The 16,651-nt window shown below is 54.7% G+C and carries 13 protein-coding genes; 11 read left to right on the top strand and 2 right to left on the bottom strand.

Features of this window, described 5'->3' with window-relative positions; all coding sequences use genetic code 11:
* Positions 1-96: 96 nt before the first annotated feature.
* A complete protein-coding gene (fur, locus tag BMZ14_RS06825) occupies positions 97-540 on the bottom strand; it encodes a ferric iron uptake transcriptional regulator (protein WP_074796063.1) in 444 nt (147 codons plus the stop codon).
* Between the two features lie 74 nt (positions 541-614).
* Here fur and bamE point away from each other — a divergent pair, with 74 nt between their 5' ends.
* The 5 genes from bamE (at position 615) to greA (ending at position 7,372) form a co-directional block, all read left to right on the top strand.
* Positions 615-1,277, top strand: coding sequence for an outer membrane protein assembly factor BamE (gene bamE, locus BMZ14_RS06820; protein WP_074796061.1), 663 nt, complete (start codon positions 615-617; stop codon positions 1,275-1,277).
* Positions 1,278-1,312: 35 nt separating this feature from the next.
* On the top strand, positions 1,313-2,122 hold the full coding sequence (gene dapB, locus BMZ14_RS06815; protein WP_074796059.1) for a 4-hydroxy-tetrahydrodipicolinate reductase: 810 nt from the start codon (positions 1,313-1,315) through the stop codon (positions 2,120-2,122).
* Between the two features lie 166 nt (positions 2,123-2,288).
* On the top strand, positions 2,289-3,455 hold the full coding sequence (gene carA, locus BMZ14_RS06810; protein ID WP_256208450.1) for a glutamine-hydrolyzing carbamoyl-phosphate synthase small subunit: 1,167 nt from the start codon (positions 2,289-2,291) through the stop codon (positions 3,453-3,455).
* Positions 3,456-3,561: 106 nt separating this feature from the next.
* Positions 3,562-6,792 (top strand): carbamoyl-phosphate synthase large subunit, encoded by a 3,231-nt coding sequence (gene carB, locus BMZ14_RS06805; RefSeq protein WP_074796056.1) that lies wholly within the window; start codon positions 3,562-3,564, stop codon positions 6,790-6,792.
* A 103-nt stretch (positions 6,793-6,895) separates the two neighbouring features.
* Positions 6,896-7,372: a transcription elongation factor GreA gene (gene greA / locus BMZ14_RS06800; protein WP_074796054.1), complete on the top strand. Its 477-nt coding sequence runs from the start codon at positions 6,896-6,898 to the stop codon at positions 7,370-7,372.
* A 54-nt stretch (positions 7,373-7,426) separates the two neighbouring features.
* Here greA and yhbY read toward each other — a convergent pair whose 3' ends face one another.
* Positions 7,427-7,771 (bottom strand): ribosome assembly RNA-binding protein YhbY, encoded by a 345-nt coding sequence (gene yhbY, locus BMZ14_RS06795; protein WP_074796052.1) that lies wholly within the window; start codon positions 7,769-7,771, stop codon positions 7,427-7,429.
* A gap of 29 nt (positions 7,772-7,800) precedes the next feature.
* Between yhbY and BMZ14_RS06790 the strand changes: the two genes are divergently transcribed.
* From BMZ14_RS06790 to thrS, 6 genes are all read left to right on the top strand, one after another.
* A complete protein-coding gene (locus BMZ14_RS06790) occupies positions 7,801-8,421 on the top strand; it encodes an RlmE family RNA methyltransferase (protein WP_074796050.1) in 621 nt (206 codons plus the stop codon).
* Between the two features lie 133 nt (positions 8,422-8,554).
* On the top strand, positions 8,555-10,450 hold the full coding sequence (gene ftsH, locus BMZ14_RS06785) for an ATP-dependent zinc metalloprotease FtsH (protein WP_074796048.1): 1,896 nt from the start codon (positions 8,555-8,557) through the stop codon (positions 10,448-10,450).
* Positions 10,451-10,754: 304 nt separating this feature from the next.
* Positions 10,755-11,525 (top strand): dihydropteroate synthase, encoded by a 771-nt coding sequence (gene folP / locus BMZ14_RS06780; RefSeq protein ID WP_074796536.1) that lies wholly within the window; start codon positions 10,755-10,757, stop codon positions 11,523-11,525.
* A 193-nt stretch (positions 11,526-11,718) separates the two neighbouring features.
* The gene (gene glmM / locus BMZ14_RS06775; protein WP_074796046.1) at positions 11,719-13,080 is read left to right on the top strand and encodes a phosphoglucosamine mutase; all 1,362 of its coding nucleotides are present in this window, start codon (positions 11,719-11,721) and stop codon (positions 13,078-13,080) included.
* Positions 13,081-13,317: 237 nt separating this feature from the next.
* A complete protein-coding gene (locus BMZ14_RS06770; RefSeq protein ID WP_074796534.1) occupies positions 13,318-14,322 on the top strand; it encodes a PstS family phosphate ABC transporter substrate-binding protein in 1,005 nt (334 codons plus the stop codon).
* Between the two features lie 412 nt (positions 14,323-14,734).
* Positions 14,735-16,651, top strand: a complete 1,917-nt coding sequence (thrS, locus tag BMZ14_RS06765; protein WP_074796044.1) for a threonine--tRNA ligase — start codon at positions 14,735-14,737, stop codon at positions 16,649-16,651.

The raw sequence follows: 16,651 nt of genomic DNA, 5'->3' as shown, positions 1-16,651 counted from the left end.
CGTCTTTCATTGAAAAATCGATCCCCGCGGCTAACTGAACATTATAAGGGTGAATTCACCTGTTCCGGATGAAAATCATAAAAACAGGGTCCTTTTTCATTGTTCCCTTTTTTCCTCCGGTTTCCTATGAGGACAGGCCGGCTTGATACAATCGGCGTAAAGGGAAAGCGAGTGTTCATGTATGGCGAAGCCCCGGTCCTTGGCGATTTTGATTTGGCGCTTCTCGATTTCAGCGTCGTAAAATTCCTCTACCCTGCCGCACTGCAAGCAGACCAGGTGATCGTGGTGAGCGTCGCTTGCAAGCTCGAACACCGCCTTGCCGCTTTCAAAATGGTGCCGTTCGAGCAGCCCCGCCTGTTCGAACTGTGTCAGTACGCGATACACTGTCGCAAGGCCGATGTCCTCGCCTTCTCCAATCAGCGTTCTATAAACATCTTCCGCGGAAAGGTGGCGAACCGGGCTGCTTTCGAACAAGCTCAGTATTCTAAGCCGCGGCAGCGTGGCCTTCAAGCCCATGGTTTTGAGATTTGGCTTGCTCATAGCTATACCCATCCATTAAGTTATTTGCTGTATCATATAACGTTGAGTTTGCTTTGGAAACATACGCCGCCCCGATGCGCGCAAGAATACTGACGTTGGTCGTTTTGTTATTGCTCGCAGGATGCTCATCCGTTCCATCTTTGCTCTACAAGATCGAAGTCCAGCAGGGTAATGTCATTACCCAGGAAATGGTAGACAAACTGAAGCCCGGCATGACGCGCTCGCAGGTTCGCTTCGCGCTGGGCTCGCCCATGATCAGCGACGCTTTTCATGAAAACCGCTGGGATTACGTATATCGTCTTGAGCAGAAGGGGCAACTGGTCGAACAAAGAAACCTGACCGTATTTTTTGAAGAAGACAAGCTGGTGCGTATCGACGGCACTTTTTCACCGCTTGTTTTTGCACAGCATGAGGCAGTCGAGGAGCCAGCTGTGCCGCGAGGCAACGAACAGGCCCGTAGTCCGGTTTCAGGCGAATTCCCCAGTCCCGAAGTCATTGCTGCTCCCGCCAATATTCCTGCAACGGATGTGCCGGCTGCGGACACTCTCCAGGTTCCCGCCGATGTCGCCGCTTCTACGAGTGGTCCGGCTTTAAGCGTTGTTCCGGATTCCGATAGCCCGCCATCCCCGGGTGCAAGCGATACTTCGGGTTTGACGGAGCCGGTGAGGAGCCCGCGGCAGGTGCCATCGCAGGCATGGGACAGGGGCAATAAGGGAGCGGATCAGTTGAAGGAATAGAGCGCTGCTGGTTCGATTATGTTATTGGAATATAAGTGACCACATTGAATATTGCTATCGCCGGAAGCTCGGGCCGTATGGGTCGAACGCTGCTGGAAGCGGTCGAGCAATCGCCGGACATGCGGTTGGCCGCGGCGCTTGAGCGACCGGGAAGTCCTTACCTTGAAAAGGACGCAGGGGAGTTGATCGGTGCGCTGTGCGGTGTCGTTGTCAGCGATGATGTGACTGCTGCGCTTGGCAAAAGCGACATGCTGATAGATTTTACCCGGCCCGAGGCAACGATGATGCATGTCGCATCTTGCCGCGAAAAAGGGGTCAAGATGGTAATCGGTACTACGGGCTTTTCACCGCAGCAGGAAGAAGAGCTCAAGGCCGCATCAAAAGAAATCGCTATCGTATTTGCTCCCAACATGAGCGTGGGCGTGAACGTCACGCTCAAACTGCTGGAGGTGGCGGCCAAGGCGCTGAGTGAAGGTTATGATATCGAAATCATCGAGGCTCATCACCGCCATAAAATAGATGCGCCTTCCGGGACTGCACTTCAGATGGGCAGGGTGGTGGCGCAAGCGCTCGGTAGAGATCTCTCCGAGGTTGCGGTTTACGGGCGCGAAGGCATTACCGGTGAACGCGCCGCTGATGCCATTGGCTTTGCCACGGTGCGAGGCGGAGATATTGTTGGCGATCACACGGTGATGTTTGCAGGAACGGGTGAACGAATCGAGATTTCCCACAGGGCAAGCAGCCGCGCAACTTTCGCGGAGGGCGCCCTGCGCGCCGCCCGATTTCTCGAGGGACGGCAAAGCGGGCTGTTTGACATGCAGGACGTGCTGGGATTGCGCGAATAACCGGCTATCCGGCATACGTCCGCAAAGATTGCCGCTGGTTCTTATCCCCCGGTTTCATTGAAGCGCGCTGCTTTTGAACGTATAATACCCGCTTGTAAAACGGGACAGGCGATACCTTGTCCCGTTTTTACGCCCTGTTCCCCTTCCCATGTGCCAGGAGTTTCTCGTGCCCCAACGCCCGTACGCCATTCTCGCGCTCGCCGATGGCACCGTTTTCCGCGGGATATCCATCGGTATGGGGGGCATCAGTACAGGTGAAGTGGTGTTCAACACTTCCATGACCGGCTATCAGGAGATCCTCACCGACCCATCTTATTGCCGGCAGATCATAACACTGACCTATCCTCACATTGGCAACACGGGCGTCAACGCGGATGACGTCGAATCGGGCAATATCGATCGCGTACATGCAGCGGGTCTGGTCATTCGCGATCTGCCCCTGACTTCCAGCAATTGGAGGCAGACGCAAACGCTGCCGGAATACCTCAAGCAACATGAAGTGGTGGCGATTGCCGATATTGATACCCGCAAACTTACTCGTATTTTGCGGGAAAAGGGCGCGCAAGCCGGTTGCATCATGGCAGGAGATCCGGATGAAGCGGAAGCGTTGAAACGCGCAAGGGAATTCCCGGGGCTGGTCGGCATGGATCTGGCCAAAGTGGTGAGCTGCGTTCAGCCTTATGAATGGACCGAAGGTGAATGGCAACTGGGACGTGACTACGAAGTCGAGAACAACTTTCGCTTTCATGTTGTAGCAGTGGATTTTGGAATCAAGCGCAACATGCTTCGCAAACTTGTGCAACGCCGATGCAGGGTTACAGTACTCCCTGCGCAAACTACCGCCGAGGAAGTTCTGGCATTGCAACCCGACGGGGTATTCCTTTCCAACGGGCCGGGCGACCCCGAGCCTTGCGATTACGCCATCGCCGCAACGAGGAGCCTGATCGAGGGAGAGATACCCATTTTCGGTGTCTGCATGGGGCATCAACTGTTAGGGTTGGCGGCAGGCGCCAAAACCATGAAAATGAAATTTGGCCACCACGGCGCAAATCATCCCGTGCAGGATCTGGATACGGGGCGCGTGGTGATTTCCAGCCAGAACCACGGTTTTGCGGTGGATATCGATACATTACCGGAAAACGCGCGAGTTACCCATGTGTCGTTGTTTGACGGCAGCCTGCAGGGATTCGAGTTGATCGGCCGGCCTGTATTCTGCTTTCAGGGGCATCCGGAGGTCAATCCGGGGCCTCATGATCTGGACTACCTATTCGACAAATTTATAGGGTTGATGGAGAAAAGGCGAAGCCTTGATACGAAAGGAAGTGCTGAATAAATCCCCAGGTCACGGCTCAGTTGCCAGATGAGCGCCCCAACCCTGAATTTGTTCAGCGACGCCCGCGGGAGCGCGCCGCTTTCCCGCCTTACACTTCGCTGGAGCCATGCCTAAACGTAACGACATAAAAAGTATCCTCATTATTGGCGCGGGGCCCATCATTATCGGGCAGGCCTGCGAATTCGACTATTCCGGTACGCAGGCGTGCAAGGCTTTGCGTGAGGAAGGATATCGCGTCATTCTGGTGAACTCCAATCCCGCCACCATCATGACCGATCCCGAGATGGCCGACGCCACTTATATCGAGCCCATCATCTGGTCTATGGTGGAAAAAATCATTGCCGCCGAGCGGCCGGATGCATTGTTGCCGACCATGGGCGGGCAGACGGCTTTGAACTGCGCCCTCGACCTGGCAAAGAACGGCGTATTGCAAAAATACAATGTCGAGTTGATCGGCGCGTCGCGCGAGGCCATCGACAAGGCTGAGGACCGTGAGAAATTCAAGCAGGCGATGGGCCGTATCGGTCTGAACTCAGCGCGCTCCGCAATCGCCCACAGCCTCGAGGAAGCCCTGCAGGTACAGGCAATGGTAGGTTACCCCACGATCATCCGGCCATCATTTACGATGGGCGGCAGCGGCGGTGGCATCGCATATAACCGCGAGGAATTCGTCGGTATTTGCGAACGCGGGCTGGAAGCTTCCCCTACCAAAGAATTGCTGATCGAGGAATCGGTCATAGGGTGGAAAGAATTCGAGATGGAGGTGATACGTGACAGGAAAGACAATTGCGTCGTCATCTGCGCCATCGAAAACGTCGATCCGATGGGTGTCCACACCGGAGATTCCATTACCGTCGCGCCCTCGCAAACCTTGACCGATAAGGAATACCAGATCATGCGGGATGCATCGATCGCGGTATTGCGCGAAATCGGCGTGGAAACCGGCGGTTCCAATGTCCAGTTTGCCATTAATCCGGTAGATGGACGCATGCTTGTCATTGAAATGAACCCGCGGGTATCGCGTTCTTCCGCGCTGGCCTCGAAAGCGACGGGGTATCCTATTGCCAAGGTGGCGGCAAAGCTGGCGGTAGGCTATACCCTGGATGAACTCAGAAATGATATTACTGGCGGAACAATGCCGGCCTCATTCGAGCCATCCATAGATTATGTCGTGACCAAGATACCGCGTTTCGCTTTTGAAAAATTCCCCCAGGCTGACGATCGCCTGACCACCCAGATGAAGTCGGTGGGCGAGGTCATGGCCATTGGCCGCACTTTTCAGGAATCTTTGCAAAAGGCACTGCGTGGATTGGAGATTGGCGCCGACGGCCTGGATGAGAAAACAACCGATATTGAAATCATCGCGACCGAGTTGAGCGATCCCGGTCCGGAGCGCATCTGGTACCTTGCAGACGCCTTTCGCTGCGGCCTGACGTTCGATGAAATTCACGAACACACTCACATTGACCCCTGGTTTCTGACCCAGGTCGAAGACCTTGTACGTCAGGAGCAGTCGCTTGCGGGAACGGCACTGGATGAGCTTGACTTGCTAGCACTGCGCAAACTCAAACGAAGCGGCTTTTCTGACCGGCGTCTGGCAAAGCTGATGAATACCACCCAGGAGGCGGTTCGCGCCAGCCGCCATGCGTTCGGCCTGCGCCCGGTGTACAAGCGTGTCGATACTTGCGCTGCCGAGTTCGCCACCCGTACCGCCTACATGTATTCCACTTACGAGGAGGAATGCGAGGCGCTACCCAGCGCGAAGAAGAAGATCATGGTGCTGGGCGGCGGGCCGAATCGCATCGGCCAGGGGATCGAATTCGATTACTGTTGCGTGCATGCGGCGCTGGCCCTGCGCGAGGATGGTTTCGAAACCATCATGGTCAACTGCAACCCCGAAACGGTTTCCACGGATTATGATATTTCCGACCGGCTTTATTTCGAGCCGCTGACCCTGGAAGATGTGCTCGAAATCGTTGCGGTGGAGAAGCCTTCAGGCGTGATCGTTCAATATGGCGGACAGACTCCGCTGAAACTCGCACGCGATCTGGAAGCCAATGGAGTACCCATCATTGGCACCAGTCCCGATATGATCGACTGCGCCGAGGATCGCGAGCGTTTTCAGAAAATGCTGCATCAGTTGAAGCTGAAACAGCCGCCCAATCGCACGGCGCGCACCGCTGAAGCCGCGCTTGCGGCCGCTGACGAAATCGGTTATCCGCTGGTTGTGCGTCCCAGTTATGTGCTGGGAGGCCGGGCCATGGAGATTATTCACGAGAAAGCGTATCTCGAACGCTACATGCGCGAGGCGGTGAAAGTTTCGCATGATTCTCCCGTGCTGCTGGATCATTTTTTGAACGATGCGGTTGAAGTCGATGTGGATGCGGTGAGTGACGGCAAAGCCGTGCTGATCGCGGGGATCATGGAACACATAGAACAGGCCGGAGTGCACTCGGGCGACTCGGCCTGTTCCCTGCCGCCTTTCAGCCTGTCGGTTGCCCTGCAGGACGAGTTGCGGCGACAGACTTCATCGATGGCTCGCGCGCTCGGGGTCGTAGGGTTGATGAACGTGCAATTCGCTATTCAGGGCGAAACCGTATACGTACTGGAGGTCAACCCCCGGGCATCGCGCACGGTACCTTTCGTATCTAAGGCCACCGGCCTGCAATTGGCGAAAATTTCTGCCCGTTGCATGACGGGCAGGACGCTGGCCCAGCAAGGCGTGACCCGCGAAGTGATTCCTTACTATTATTCCGTCAAGGAGGCGGTCTTTCCTTTTATCAAGCTTCAGGGAGTGGATACCATACTGGGGCCCGAAATGAAATCCACCGGCGAGGTGATGGGAATCGGACAAACCTTTGCCGAGGCCTTCGTCAAATCGCAGCTGGCCGCTGGCGTAAAACTGCCGCTTGCGGGCAAGGTCTTCATAAGCGTACGTGACGCGGATAAGCCGCGCGTGGTGGAAATTGCTCGCGATCTTGCGAAACTGGGATTCACGCTTTATGCTACTCGAGGTACAGCTACTGTACTGAACGCAGCGGGGTTGGCGGTTACTCCGGTAAACAAGGTGGCGGAGGGACGTCCTCACATCGTAGACATGATCAAGAATGGCGAGATGGACTTGATTATCAATACGGTGGGAGATAAGCGCAGTGCAATTCAAGATTCTTATTCGATCCGCCATGCTGTATTGCAGGCCAGATTAACCTATTACACTACGCTTGCGGGCGCTCGCGCGGCCTGCGTTGGCATGGCGAACATGCGGGAGCTGCAGCCCTATAACCTGCAGCAACTTCATGGATTGCTGGAGGCGGCGCCGCTGGATGCGGTCTCGTAGAGGTAGCGTGCCGGCTTGGCCCTTAGTCATGCTGGAGTAGCGGCAATCAAGCAAATAATTCCGCAACAAGATCGAACTCAAAACAGGGTGTTGTAAAAAGACTATGAGTACAATTCCATTAACAGTAGTTGGCGCGGCAAAACTGCGCGCCGAATTGCAAGAAATGAAGACCGTCCAGCGGCCAGCTGTCATCGCGGCTATTGCAGAAGCGCGTGCCCACGGCGATCTTTCCGAAAATGCGGAATACGAGGCAGCGAAGGAGCGGCAGGGCTTCATTGAGGGACGTATCGCCGAACTGGAGAGCAAGCTTTCCAATGCTCAGATCATCGACCCGGCCTTGCTGGATGCTGATGGCGCCTGCGTATTCGGCGCAACCATCGACCTGGAAGACATGGCCAGCGAGACTGTCGTGACCTACCAGATCGTGGGGGACGACGAAGCCGATATCAAGGAGGGAAAGATTTCGATCAGCTCCCCTATCTCGCGTGCACTAATAGGCAAGTACCCTGGGGATGTAGCCGAAGTCCTTGCGCCCGGAGGCTTGCGGGAGTATGAGATACTTGACGTAAAGTACGTTTAGGCGGCGCATCCCGGCTCGATTGGTGGGACGACCGTAAGTTGTCATACAGCGATATTATACCGCCCTGGGTTTGATTCGATGCGATTTTCTCTCCTTGCGTTGGGAGATAATGTCGGACACTGTCTTGTCGGGTTTGGGACGGTAGATCACCAGTATCTTGCCGATATGCTGCACGGGAGCGGCATCAAGTCGCTCACAGATTTCCTCCAACAAGGCGTTCCTTGTTTCGCGCTCATCGCTGGATACTTTGACTTTGATCAGCTCGTGGCTTTTGAGGCCCTGTTCCAACTCATGGATAATGCCCTCCCACAGCCCGGCCGTCCCTATCCAGACAGTTGGCTTGATGGCGTGGGCGCGAGCCTGGAGCGAGCGCCGTCGAACAGATGCAAGTTCTAGCATAAATCCCCCGGAAAACGTGATTTTAAGCGATGAAACGCTCTAAAACCAGTAAAAGCTGGATGAAAGAGCATGTGAATGATTTTTTTGTGAAGCAAGCAAAAAAAGAGGGTTATCGTTCACGTGCCGCCTATAAGCTGATCGAGATCGCCGCGCGCGATAATCTACTTGCGCCGGGTATGACAGTTGTGGACCTCGGCGCGGCCCCCGGCGGCTGGTCGCAGGTTGCGTCTGAAAAGCTGGGTGTAAGCGGCAGGGTGATTGCGCTGGATGTACTGGAAATGGCGGCTTTGCCAGGCGTCACATTCATTCAGGGAGATTTTACCGAAGCGTCCATTTTGGCGGAATTGGAAAAACACCTCGAAAAATATCCTCTTGACCTTGTAATTTCGGACATGTCGCCTAATATAACGGGCATAGGAGTTATCGATCAGGCTCGGGGCATGTATCTTGCCGAGGTCGCCCTGGAATTCTCGGTCGAGCGATTGAACTATGGCGGTAACTTTCTCGTCAAAGTATTTCAGGGTTCTGGCTTTGAGGAATTTCTAAGGAGAATGCGCACTACGTTCAATCGAGTGGTAACACGTAAGCCCGAAGCATCCCGAGGTCGTAGCAGCGAAATTTACTTGCTGGGGCTGGGGAAACGGAATTGAATTTCCAGGCCCAGGCACGTAACCCGGTTCGAGGGATATGGTGGCAGTGGTATGTACACCGGCTATTATAAATCTCCAAATGGGTTTAGAATGAAACACCAAGGATTTTGACGGCGCAAGCCAAGGAGTTATCTTGAACAATCTCATTAAAAATATGGCCATTTGGCTGGTGATCGCCCTGGTGCTGATGACAGTGTTCAACCAATTCAGCACGCGGCAATCAGCACAGGCACCGATGGAATATTCTCAGTTCATCGACGAGGTGAAGCAAGGCAGGATTGCGAAAGTCACCATTGAGGGCCGGACTCTGAAGGGCACAAAATCCGACGGCAGGCGTTTCACCACGTATACGCCTTCGGATCCCTGGATGGTGAGTGATCTGCTCAAGGCTGGCGTCATTATCGATGCCAAGCCGGAAGAAGAGCCATCCCTGCTGATGAATATTTTCGTTTCGTGGTTTCCAATGCTGCTACTGATAGGCGTGTGGATTTTCTTCATGCGTCAGATGCAGGGGGGGGGCCGGGGCGGCGGTGCTTTCTCGTTCGGAAAGAGCAAGGCGCGCATGCTTGACGAGACGACCAATCAGGTGACCTTCGCGGATGTGGCCGGCTGCGAGGAGGCTAAAGAAGAGGTTTCCGAGCTGGTTGAATTCCTGCGTGATCCCAGTAAGTTCCAGAAGCTGGGGGGGCGCATACCCCGCGGCGTGTTAATGGTCGGAAACCCCGGTACGGGTAAGACACTTCTGGCTCGCGCCATTGCGGGCGAGGCCAAGGTTCCGTTCTTCAGTATTTCCGGCTCGGATTTCGTTGAAATGTTCGTCGGCGTGGGAGCTGCAAGAGTCCGCGACATGTTCGAGCAGGCGAAGAAACACGCACCCTGCATTATCTTCATCGACGAAATCGATGCGGTTGGACGTCAACGCGGCGCCGGTCTGGGCGGAGGCAATGACGAGCGGGAACAGACATTGAACCAGTTGCTGGTGGAAATGGATGGTTTTGAAGGAGCTGCAGGCGTCATCGTCATTGCTGCCACCAACCGGCCCGATGTGCTTGATCCGGCCTTGTTGCGTCCCGGCCGTTTTGACCGGCAGGTAACGGTGCCGCTACCCGATATTCGGGGTCGTGAGCAAATACTGCACGTGCATATGAGGAAGGTACCGATTGCACCCGATGTGCATGCGGAGATACTTGCGCGTGGTACGCCCGGCATGTCGGGTGCCGATCTTGCCAACCTGGTGAATGAGGCAGCGCTATTTGCGGCACGCAGCAATAAACGCCTTGTGGATATGGACGACTTCGAACGCGCCAAGGATAAGATTTTCATGGGTGCGGAACGTAGATCCGTGCTGATGCCGGAACGTGAGCGGCGCAATACTGCTTACCACGAGTCCGGGCACGCTGTGGTGGCGCAACTGTTGCCAAAGACCGACCCGGTGCATAAGGTTTCCATTATTCCACGGGGACGTGCGCTGGGCGTTACGATGCAATTGCCGACGGAAGACCGTTTCAGCATGGATCGCGAGGAAATTCTGCAGAACATTGCGGTTCTCTTTGGTGGGCGCATCGCGGAGGAAGTTTTCATGGCGCAGATGACGACAGGCGCTTCCAACGATTTCGAGCGCGCTACGGAAATGGCGAGGCGCATGGTGACGCAGTGGGGCATGTCCGATTCTCTTGGGCCTATGGTATATGGCGAGAATGAGGGAGAAGTGTTTCTCGGCCGCTCTGTTACCACGCACAAGAATGTCAGCGAAGCCACCATGCAAAAGGTGGACATAGAAATTCGCCGTATCATTGATACGCAGTACAGCCTGGCACGCAGGCTGATAGAGGAAAACCGCGACAAGATCGAGGTCATGGCCAAGGCTCTGCTGGAGTGGGAAACCATAGATTCCGAGCAGATCAGCGATATTATGGAAGGACGTGCACCGAGGCCGCCAAAGCCTAACAAAACGACGCCAACACCTCCCAAGGATAATACGCCTCCGGCGGCGCCAGCAACAACCACAACGCCTGCGCAGGAAGTCTGAGGGCAGCGTCGCGTGTGGCAGGCTATGATTGATGAATCAGGCGGGCTCGTCCCGCCTTTTTCTAATTCAGGCGTTACAACCTGCGTTCGAGCATGCTGAATTCTCGCTGCCATATTTCTTTCCCTTCTGTTGTATCCCATCTCGGCAGTTCCGTAAAATAAAGTTCGGTCGCCATAGCGAACATGCAAAAAAGGAAGACCAGGTGTCGCTAGAAGTTATTGGCGGTCATTCCGCTCATCTGAAAAACAGGCATCCCGCTGCGGAACCCGGTTTTGACAGCCTTGCTTCCCGCCGGCCCCTGATTATGGGGGTCATCAATGTAACCCCGGATTCTTTTTCCGACGGAGGCTTGTGTGCCTCTACCGAAGATGCTCTCCGCCACGCCGCGTGCCTGATTGAACAGGGGGCCGATTGGCTGGACATTGGCGGCGAGTCTAGCCGGCCGGGCAGCATGCCGGTGGATATGGCAGAGGAGTTGCGTCGCGTTATTCCAGTAGTTGAAGCTCTGTCCAGCATGGATGTACCGGTTTCGGTCGATACCTCGAAGCCGGAAGTGATGCGCGCGGCGATAAGGGCTGGCGCGGCGATGATTAATGATGTCAATGCGCTACGAGCCGCAGGTGCGCTGGAGGCGGTTGCGGCGGGAGGCGTATCGGCTTGCCTCATGCACATGCAGGGTGAGCCGGGGAGCATGCAGGCCGATCCCCGCTACGATGATGTGGTAGCAGAAGTGAAGGGGTTTTTACGGCAGCGACTGGATGCAGCGCTTGCCGCCGGTATTCAGCGCGACCGGCTCGCAATAGATCCCGGTTTTGGTTTCGGTAAAACGCATGATCACAATATCAAGTTGCTGCGCCATCTCGACCGCTTCTCGGACCTCGGCGTACCGGTGCTGGTAGGGTTGTCGCGCAAGGCGATATTGGGAAAAATGACGGGTAGGAACGTAGGTGACCGGCTTCACGCCAGTGTTGCTGCTGCCTTAATGGCAGTGATCAAGGGCGCAGGGATCGTGCGGGTACATGATGTGAAAGCAACCCGCGATGCGCTGGCGGTTTATAATGCGGTGAACAGCTAGTGCGCATAGACAAGATGCGGCCCCTGCCCTCGTCCCGCCTCATCAAGGGCATGACTCATTGCTCCAATCGCTGCTTGAACTTTATACGACAGTATTCAGTATTGCGATGTTATAAATTGAACGATAGGCGCTGAACTAAAAAACAAGGCGGAACTTGCGCGCCGCTGAATAATTGAAAATCCACGGATTCTTAATGACACGAAAATATTTTGGTACGGACGGCATACGCGGGCGTGTAGGGGAAATGCCCATTACTCCCGAACTCGTGATGCATCTTGGCTATTCAGCCGGTAAGGTATTGATCTCGTCGGACTGGCATCTGTCAAAAGGTGAGCGCCCCGCGGTATTGATCGGCAAGGACACGCGCATATCGGGGTATATGCTTGAATCCGCCTTGCAAGCCGGGCTTTCGGCAGCTGGCGTGGATGTGCTGCTATCGGGGCCTATTCCGACCCCGGCAGTAGCCTATCTGACGCGGGCATTGCGGCTTCAGGCCGGTATAGTCATTTCCGCTTCGCACAACCCGTTTGAAGATAACGGTATCAAGTTTTTTTCCGGGTTGGGGACTAAGTTGCCAGATGCAACCGAACATGAGATAGAGGCGGGACTGAAGGCACCGATCAAGTCAATGGCCTCGGCGCAACTTGGAAAAGCGCGCCGGGTGAATGACGCGAGGGGGCGCTATATCGAATTTTGCAAAAGCACATTCCCGAACCACCTTGACCTGCGCGGGCTGCGCATCGTGGTGGATTGCGCTCATGGCGCCGCATATCAGGTTGCGGGCCCGGTGCTGCATGAGCTGGGCGCGGATGTTGTTGCCATAGCGGCGCAGCCTGACGGCGTCAATATCAACCACGACTGCGGTGCCACGCACAGCGCCTTGCTACAGGCAGCTGTCAGAGACCATGAAGCCGATATCGGCATAGCGCTTGACGGTGATGGCGACCGGGTCGTCATGACAGATGAAGAAGGCGTGCTTTACGACGGCGACCAACTGCTCTACATTATTGCCAGACATCGTCAGCAAAAAGGATTACTCAAGGGCGGGGTCGCCGGAACATTAATGACCAATCTTGCGGTAGAAAACAGTTTAAAGAAACTTGATATCCCATTTGCCCGTGCCAACGTCGGCGACCGCTATGTGCTGGAGCTTTTACAGAAAAAAAACTGGCAACTGGGCGGAGAGGGCTCCGGCCATATCCTTTGCATCGACAAGCACACAACGGGGGACGGCATTATTTCCGCCCTTCAAGTGTTATATGCGATACGTGAATCAGCCACGAGCCTGGCCGAGCTTGCACGCGACGTGACGCTTTATCCCCAAAAACTCATCAACGTGAGGGTTCCCAAAGGGTTTGATTCGCGCGTCAATGGGGCGATTAAAGCGACTCAGGACGAAGCGGAGCGCGATCTTGACGGCAGGGGCCGGGTGTTGTTACGTGCATCAGGCACGGAGCCGCTGGTACGCGTAATGGTCGAAGGTGAGTCGAAGCAGAAAGTCAACCATTGGGCTGAAACAATAGCAGATGTGGTACGCAACGAGGCTGTCGAGTGAAAGCATGTGGAGTGAGTTTGACGGTAAGCAACCCGCGTGCCTTGATGTGTGTGTGACATTGTGCTGTTCGTTTGCACAGGTATGAGGCGGCGCCGGTGGTACGGCCAACAGAGCGCCGGGAAACCATGGAGCAGCGTGCTTTCTTCTCTGTGAGAAGGCGTCACAAAGCAGTTACACTTGTGACTTGGCATGACTTCATGCAAAAGCGCATATCCAATCAATCAAAGAGGGGATGAAATGCTGAAATTGCCGAATAGTATAGTGCTTGCGATGTCCGCCGTATTTGGTGCCTTGGTCGGTGTAGCCAACATTGCGAATGCGGGCTCGATGGTTAAAATCGACGGCTCCAGTACCGTTTATCCCATCACGGAAGCTGTGGCGGAAGATTTTCAGAATGCGAAGAAGGGCGCAGTTAGAGTAACTGTGGGAATCTCGGGTACAGGCGGAGGCTTCAAGAAATTCTGCCGCGGCGAAACCGATATCGTCAATGCTTCACGTCCCATTCTGCAAAAGGAAATGGATGATTGCAAAAAAGCCGGCGTGCAGTACGTCGAAATGCCGGTTGCATTCGATGCGCTGACGGTAGTGGTAAATCCGAGAAATAACTGGAGCAAAGCCATAACTGTCGCGGAGTTGAAAAAGATCTGGGAGCCGGCGGCGCAGGGGAATATCACCAGATGGAGCCAGGTAAATCCGGCATGGCCGGACGAGCCGCTCAAGCTCTACGGTGCCGGCGCGGATTCCGGTACTTTCGATTACTTTACGGAAGCTATCGTTGGCAAAGCCAAATCGAGCCGTGGCGATTTTACCGCATCTGAGGATGACAACGTTTTAGTACAGGGCGTGGCCAGCGACAAGAACGCACTCGGGTTTTTCGGCTTCGCCTATTACGTCGAGAATCAGAAAAAAGTCAAAGCGGTCCCTGTCGATGGCGGTAAAGGTCCTGTTAACCCATCTGCCAAAACGGTGGAGGACGGAAGTTATGCGCCTCTGTCGCGCCCCATTTTTATTTACGTAAACATTAAATCAGCGGAAAGACCCGAAGTCCGACAGTTTGTCGAGTTCTACATGAAAAATGCACCCGACCTGGTGAAAGAAGTCAAATTTTTTCCGTTACCGGTTCAGGCCTACGCTATAAACATTCAGCACCTCGACAACAAGAAGGTGGGAACGGTATTCGGCGGCCGATCGGAAGTAGGGCTAAGGATTGAGGAGCTGCTCAAGCGTGAGGCCAGCTTATAAACGCTGAAGAGTGAAAAACCAGTTAGGGTCAAGAAGGAGAACGGTTCAGCAAATCCCCTTGGTCTGCCAAGGGTCCGCTGAACGTTTGGGTGGCGGTTCCAGCGGCCAGTCTCCAATTCCCAGCACTCACTCGGTGCTCCCATTTTCGGTTGTACGAGGGAGTTCGCAATTGCGGCCCCATTTCCTTCTTCGGTCGAGCGTTATTTCCAAAGGTTAGGCTCCTGGCCTCCTGGCCTGCTCGCTAGCGCGCCACGCCCTGCACTGGTATGGTTTTCCGTTTCTCATGGCAGCTGCTCGGCGGGGGGCAAATTTTCCCCGAGGGAGCGGCTGCCACAAACACGGCAGAAAAGCTGTGGCTCCTGTAAAATTGGAGAATGGGTAATTTTATCTGTCTTTAGAAGAGGGGCAAACGGTGACTGTCGTTCGATTGCCGGATGGTTCGGAACGTACTTACAATCAACCGGTGACGGTAGGCGATGTTGCGGCATCGATAGGTGCTGGATTGGCTCGAGCTGCACTGGCAGGCAAAGTGAACGGCAAGTTGGTAGACGTATGCAGCCCAATAGAAACCGACAGCGACTTGAGTATCGTCACTGCAAAGGATCCTGAAGGGCTGGAAATCATCCGTCATTCCAGCGCGCATCTGCTGGCACACGCCGTGAAAGAATTGTTTCCGGATGCGCAAGTAACCATTGGCCCCGTGATTGAGGACGGCTTCTATTACGATTTTTCCTACAAGCGTCCGTTCACGCCTGAAGACCTGGCGGCAATCGAGAAACGCATGGCGGAAATCAGCGCCCGTGACCTGAAAGTCGAGCGAAAGGTCTGGGACCGCTCCGAGGCAATCAATTTTTTCAAGAATCAGGGGGAGCATTACAAGGCGCAGATTATCGAAGCCATTCCCGGCGACGAGGAGGTTTCCCTTTATTCGCAGGGCAACTTTACCGATTTGTGCCGGGGACCGCATGTGCCCACCACATCCAAGCTCAAGACCTTCAAGCTGATGAAGCTTGCGGGCGCATATTGGCGCGGCGATTCGCACAACGAAATGCTGCAGCGAATTTATGGCACCGCCTGGGCTAAAAAAGAAGATCAGGATGCCTACCTGCATCGCCTCGAAGAGGCGGAAAAACGAGATCATCGCAAGCTCGGCAAGCAGCTGGATTTATTTCATATCCAGGAAGAGGCCCCGGGGATGGTGTTCTGGCATCACAAAGGCTGGACTATCTGGCAGCAGGTAGAACAGTACATGCGCGAAATATTCCTCGACAACGGCTATCTGGAAATTCGCACACCTTCGGTGCTGGACAAAGGACTTTGGGTGCGTTCAGGACACTGGGAAAATTTTCACGAGAACATGTTCATTACCCAATCGGAACAGCGTGAACTGGCAGTCAAGCCGATGAATTGTCCGGGTCATGTCCAGGTATTCAAGCAGGGCTTGAAAAGCTACCGTGACCTGCCCTTGCGCCTCGCCGAATTTGGTTCGTGTCATCGCAACGAGCCATCCGGCGCGCTCCATGGTATCATGCGGGTCCGTGCCTTCACCCAGGATGACGCCCACATTTTTTGCGCCGAATCGCAGGTACAGGATGAGGCGGTGCAATTCATCGATCTGTTGCAGAGAGTTTATACCGACTTCGGCTTTAATGAGCTTCTGGTTAAACTTTCAACTCGTCCCGCGAAGCGCGTCGGCTCTGAAGAGCAATGGGACAAGGCCGAAGCGGCATTGCAATCCGCATTGAATCACAAGAAGCTTGTCTGGGAATTGCAGCCGGGCGAGGGGGCGTTCTACGGGCCCAAAATCGAGTTTTCGCTCAAGGATAGTATCGGCCGTTTGTGGCAGTGCGGAACTTTGCAACTCGATTTTTCAATGCCGGAGCGATTAGAGGCTGAATATGTGGCCGAGGACAATTCACGCAAAGTGCCGGTAATGCTTCACCGGGCAATCCTGGGGTCGCTGGAACGCTTCATTGGCATACTCATCGAAAATCACGCAGGGGCGCTTCCGTTGTGGCTCTCGCCGGAACAGGCGGTGGTGTTGAATATCTCGGAAGGACAGGCAGACTACGCGCGCAAGGTAACCGAAGAGCTCAAGCATAATGGCGTTCGCGCAAGTGCGGACTTGAGAAATGAGAAGATAACTTATAAAATACGAGAACATAGTTTGCAAAAATTGCCCTATCAGATTATCGTGGGCGATAAGGAAGTGGTCGCGCAAATGGTGGCCGTGCGAACTCGCGCAGGCTCTAATCTTGGCCAGATGTCTTTACAGGCATTGATTGAACGGCTTAAGGCAGAGATATCCATAAGAGCCGGTGAGGTTTGA

The sequence above is a fragment of the Nitrosospira briensis genome, assembly GCF_900115125.1.
In the GTDB taxonomy this organism is placed as follows: Bacteria; Pseudomonadota; Gammaproteobacteria; order Burkholderiales; family Nitrosomonadaceae; genus Nitrosospira; species Nitrosospira briensis_A.
Note: the sequence above shows the minus strand (reverse complement) of the source record. Positions and strands in the feature narration are given on the sequence as shown.

What these genes read in the sequence shown, in the direction of transcription:
- fur (WP_074796063.1), bottom strand. Translation starts at nt 540, where the DNA reads ATGAGCAAGCCAAATCTCAAAACCATGGGCTTGAAGGCCACGCTGCCG.
- glmM (WP_074796046.1), top strand. Translation starts at nt 11,719, where the DNA reads ATGACACGAAAATATTTTGGTACGGACGGCATACGCGGGCGTGTAGGG.
- folP (WP_074796536.1), top strand. Translation starts at nt 10,755, where the DNA reads ATGGGGGTCATCAATGTAACCCCGGATTCTTTTTCCGACGGAGGCTTG.
- carB (WP_074796056.1), top strand. Translation starts at nt 3,562, where the DNA reads ATGCCTAAACGTAACGACATAAAAAGTATCCTCATTATTGGCGCGGGG.
- bamE (WP_074796061.1), top strand. Translation starts at nt 615, where the DNA reads ATGCGCGCAAGAATACTGACGTTGGTCGTTTTGTTATTGCTCGCAGGA.
- yhbY (WP_074796052.1), bottom strand. Translation starts at nt 7,771, where the DNA reads ATGCTAGAACTTGCATCTGTTCGACGGCGCTCGCTCCAGGCTCGCGCC.
- greA (WP_074796054.1), top strand. Translation starts at nt 6,896, where the DNA reads ATGAGTACAATTCCATTAACAGTAGTTGGCGCGGCAAAACTGCGCGCC.
- BMZ14_RS06790 (WP_074796050.1), top strand. Translation starts at nt 7,801, where the DNA reads ATGAAACGCTCTAAAACCAGTAAAAGCTGGATGAAAGAGCATGTGAAT.
- BMZ14_RS06770 (WP_074796534.1), top strand. Translation starts at nt 13,318, where the DNA reads ATGCTGAAATTGCCGAATAGTATAGTGCTTGCGATGTCCGCCGTATTT.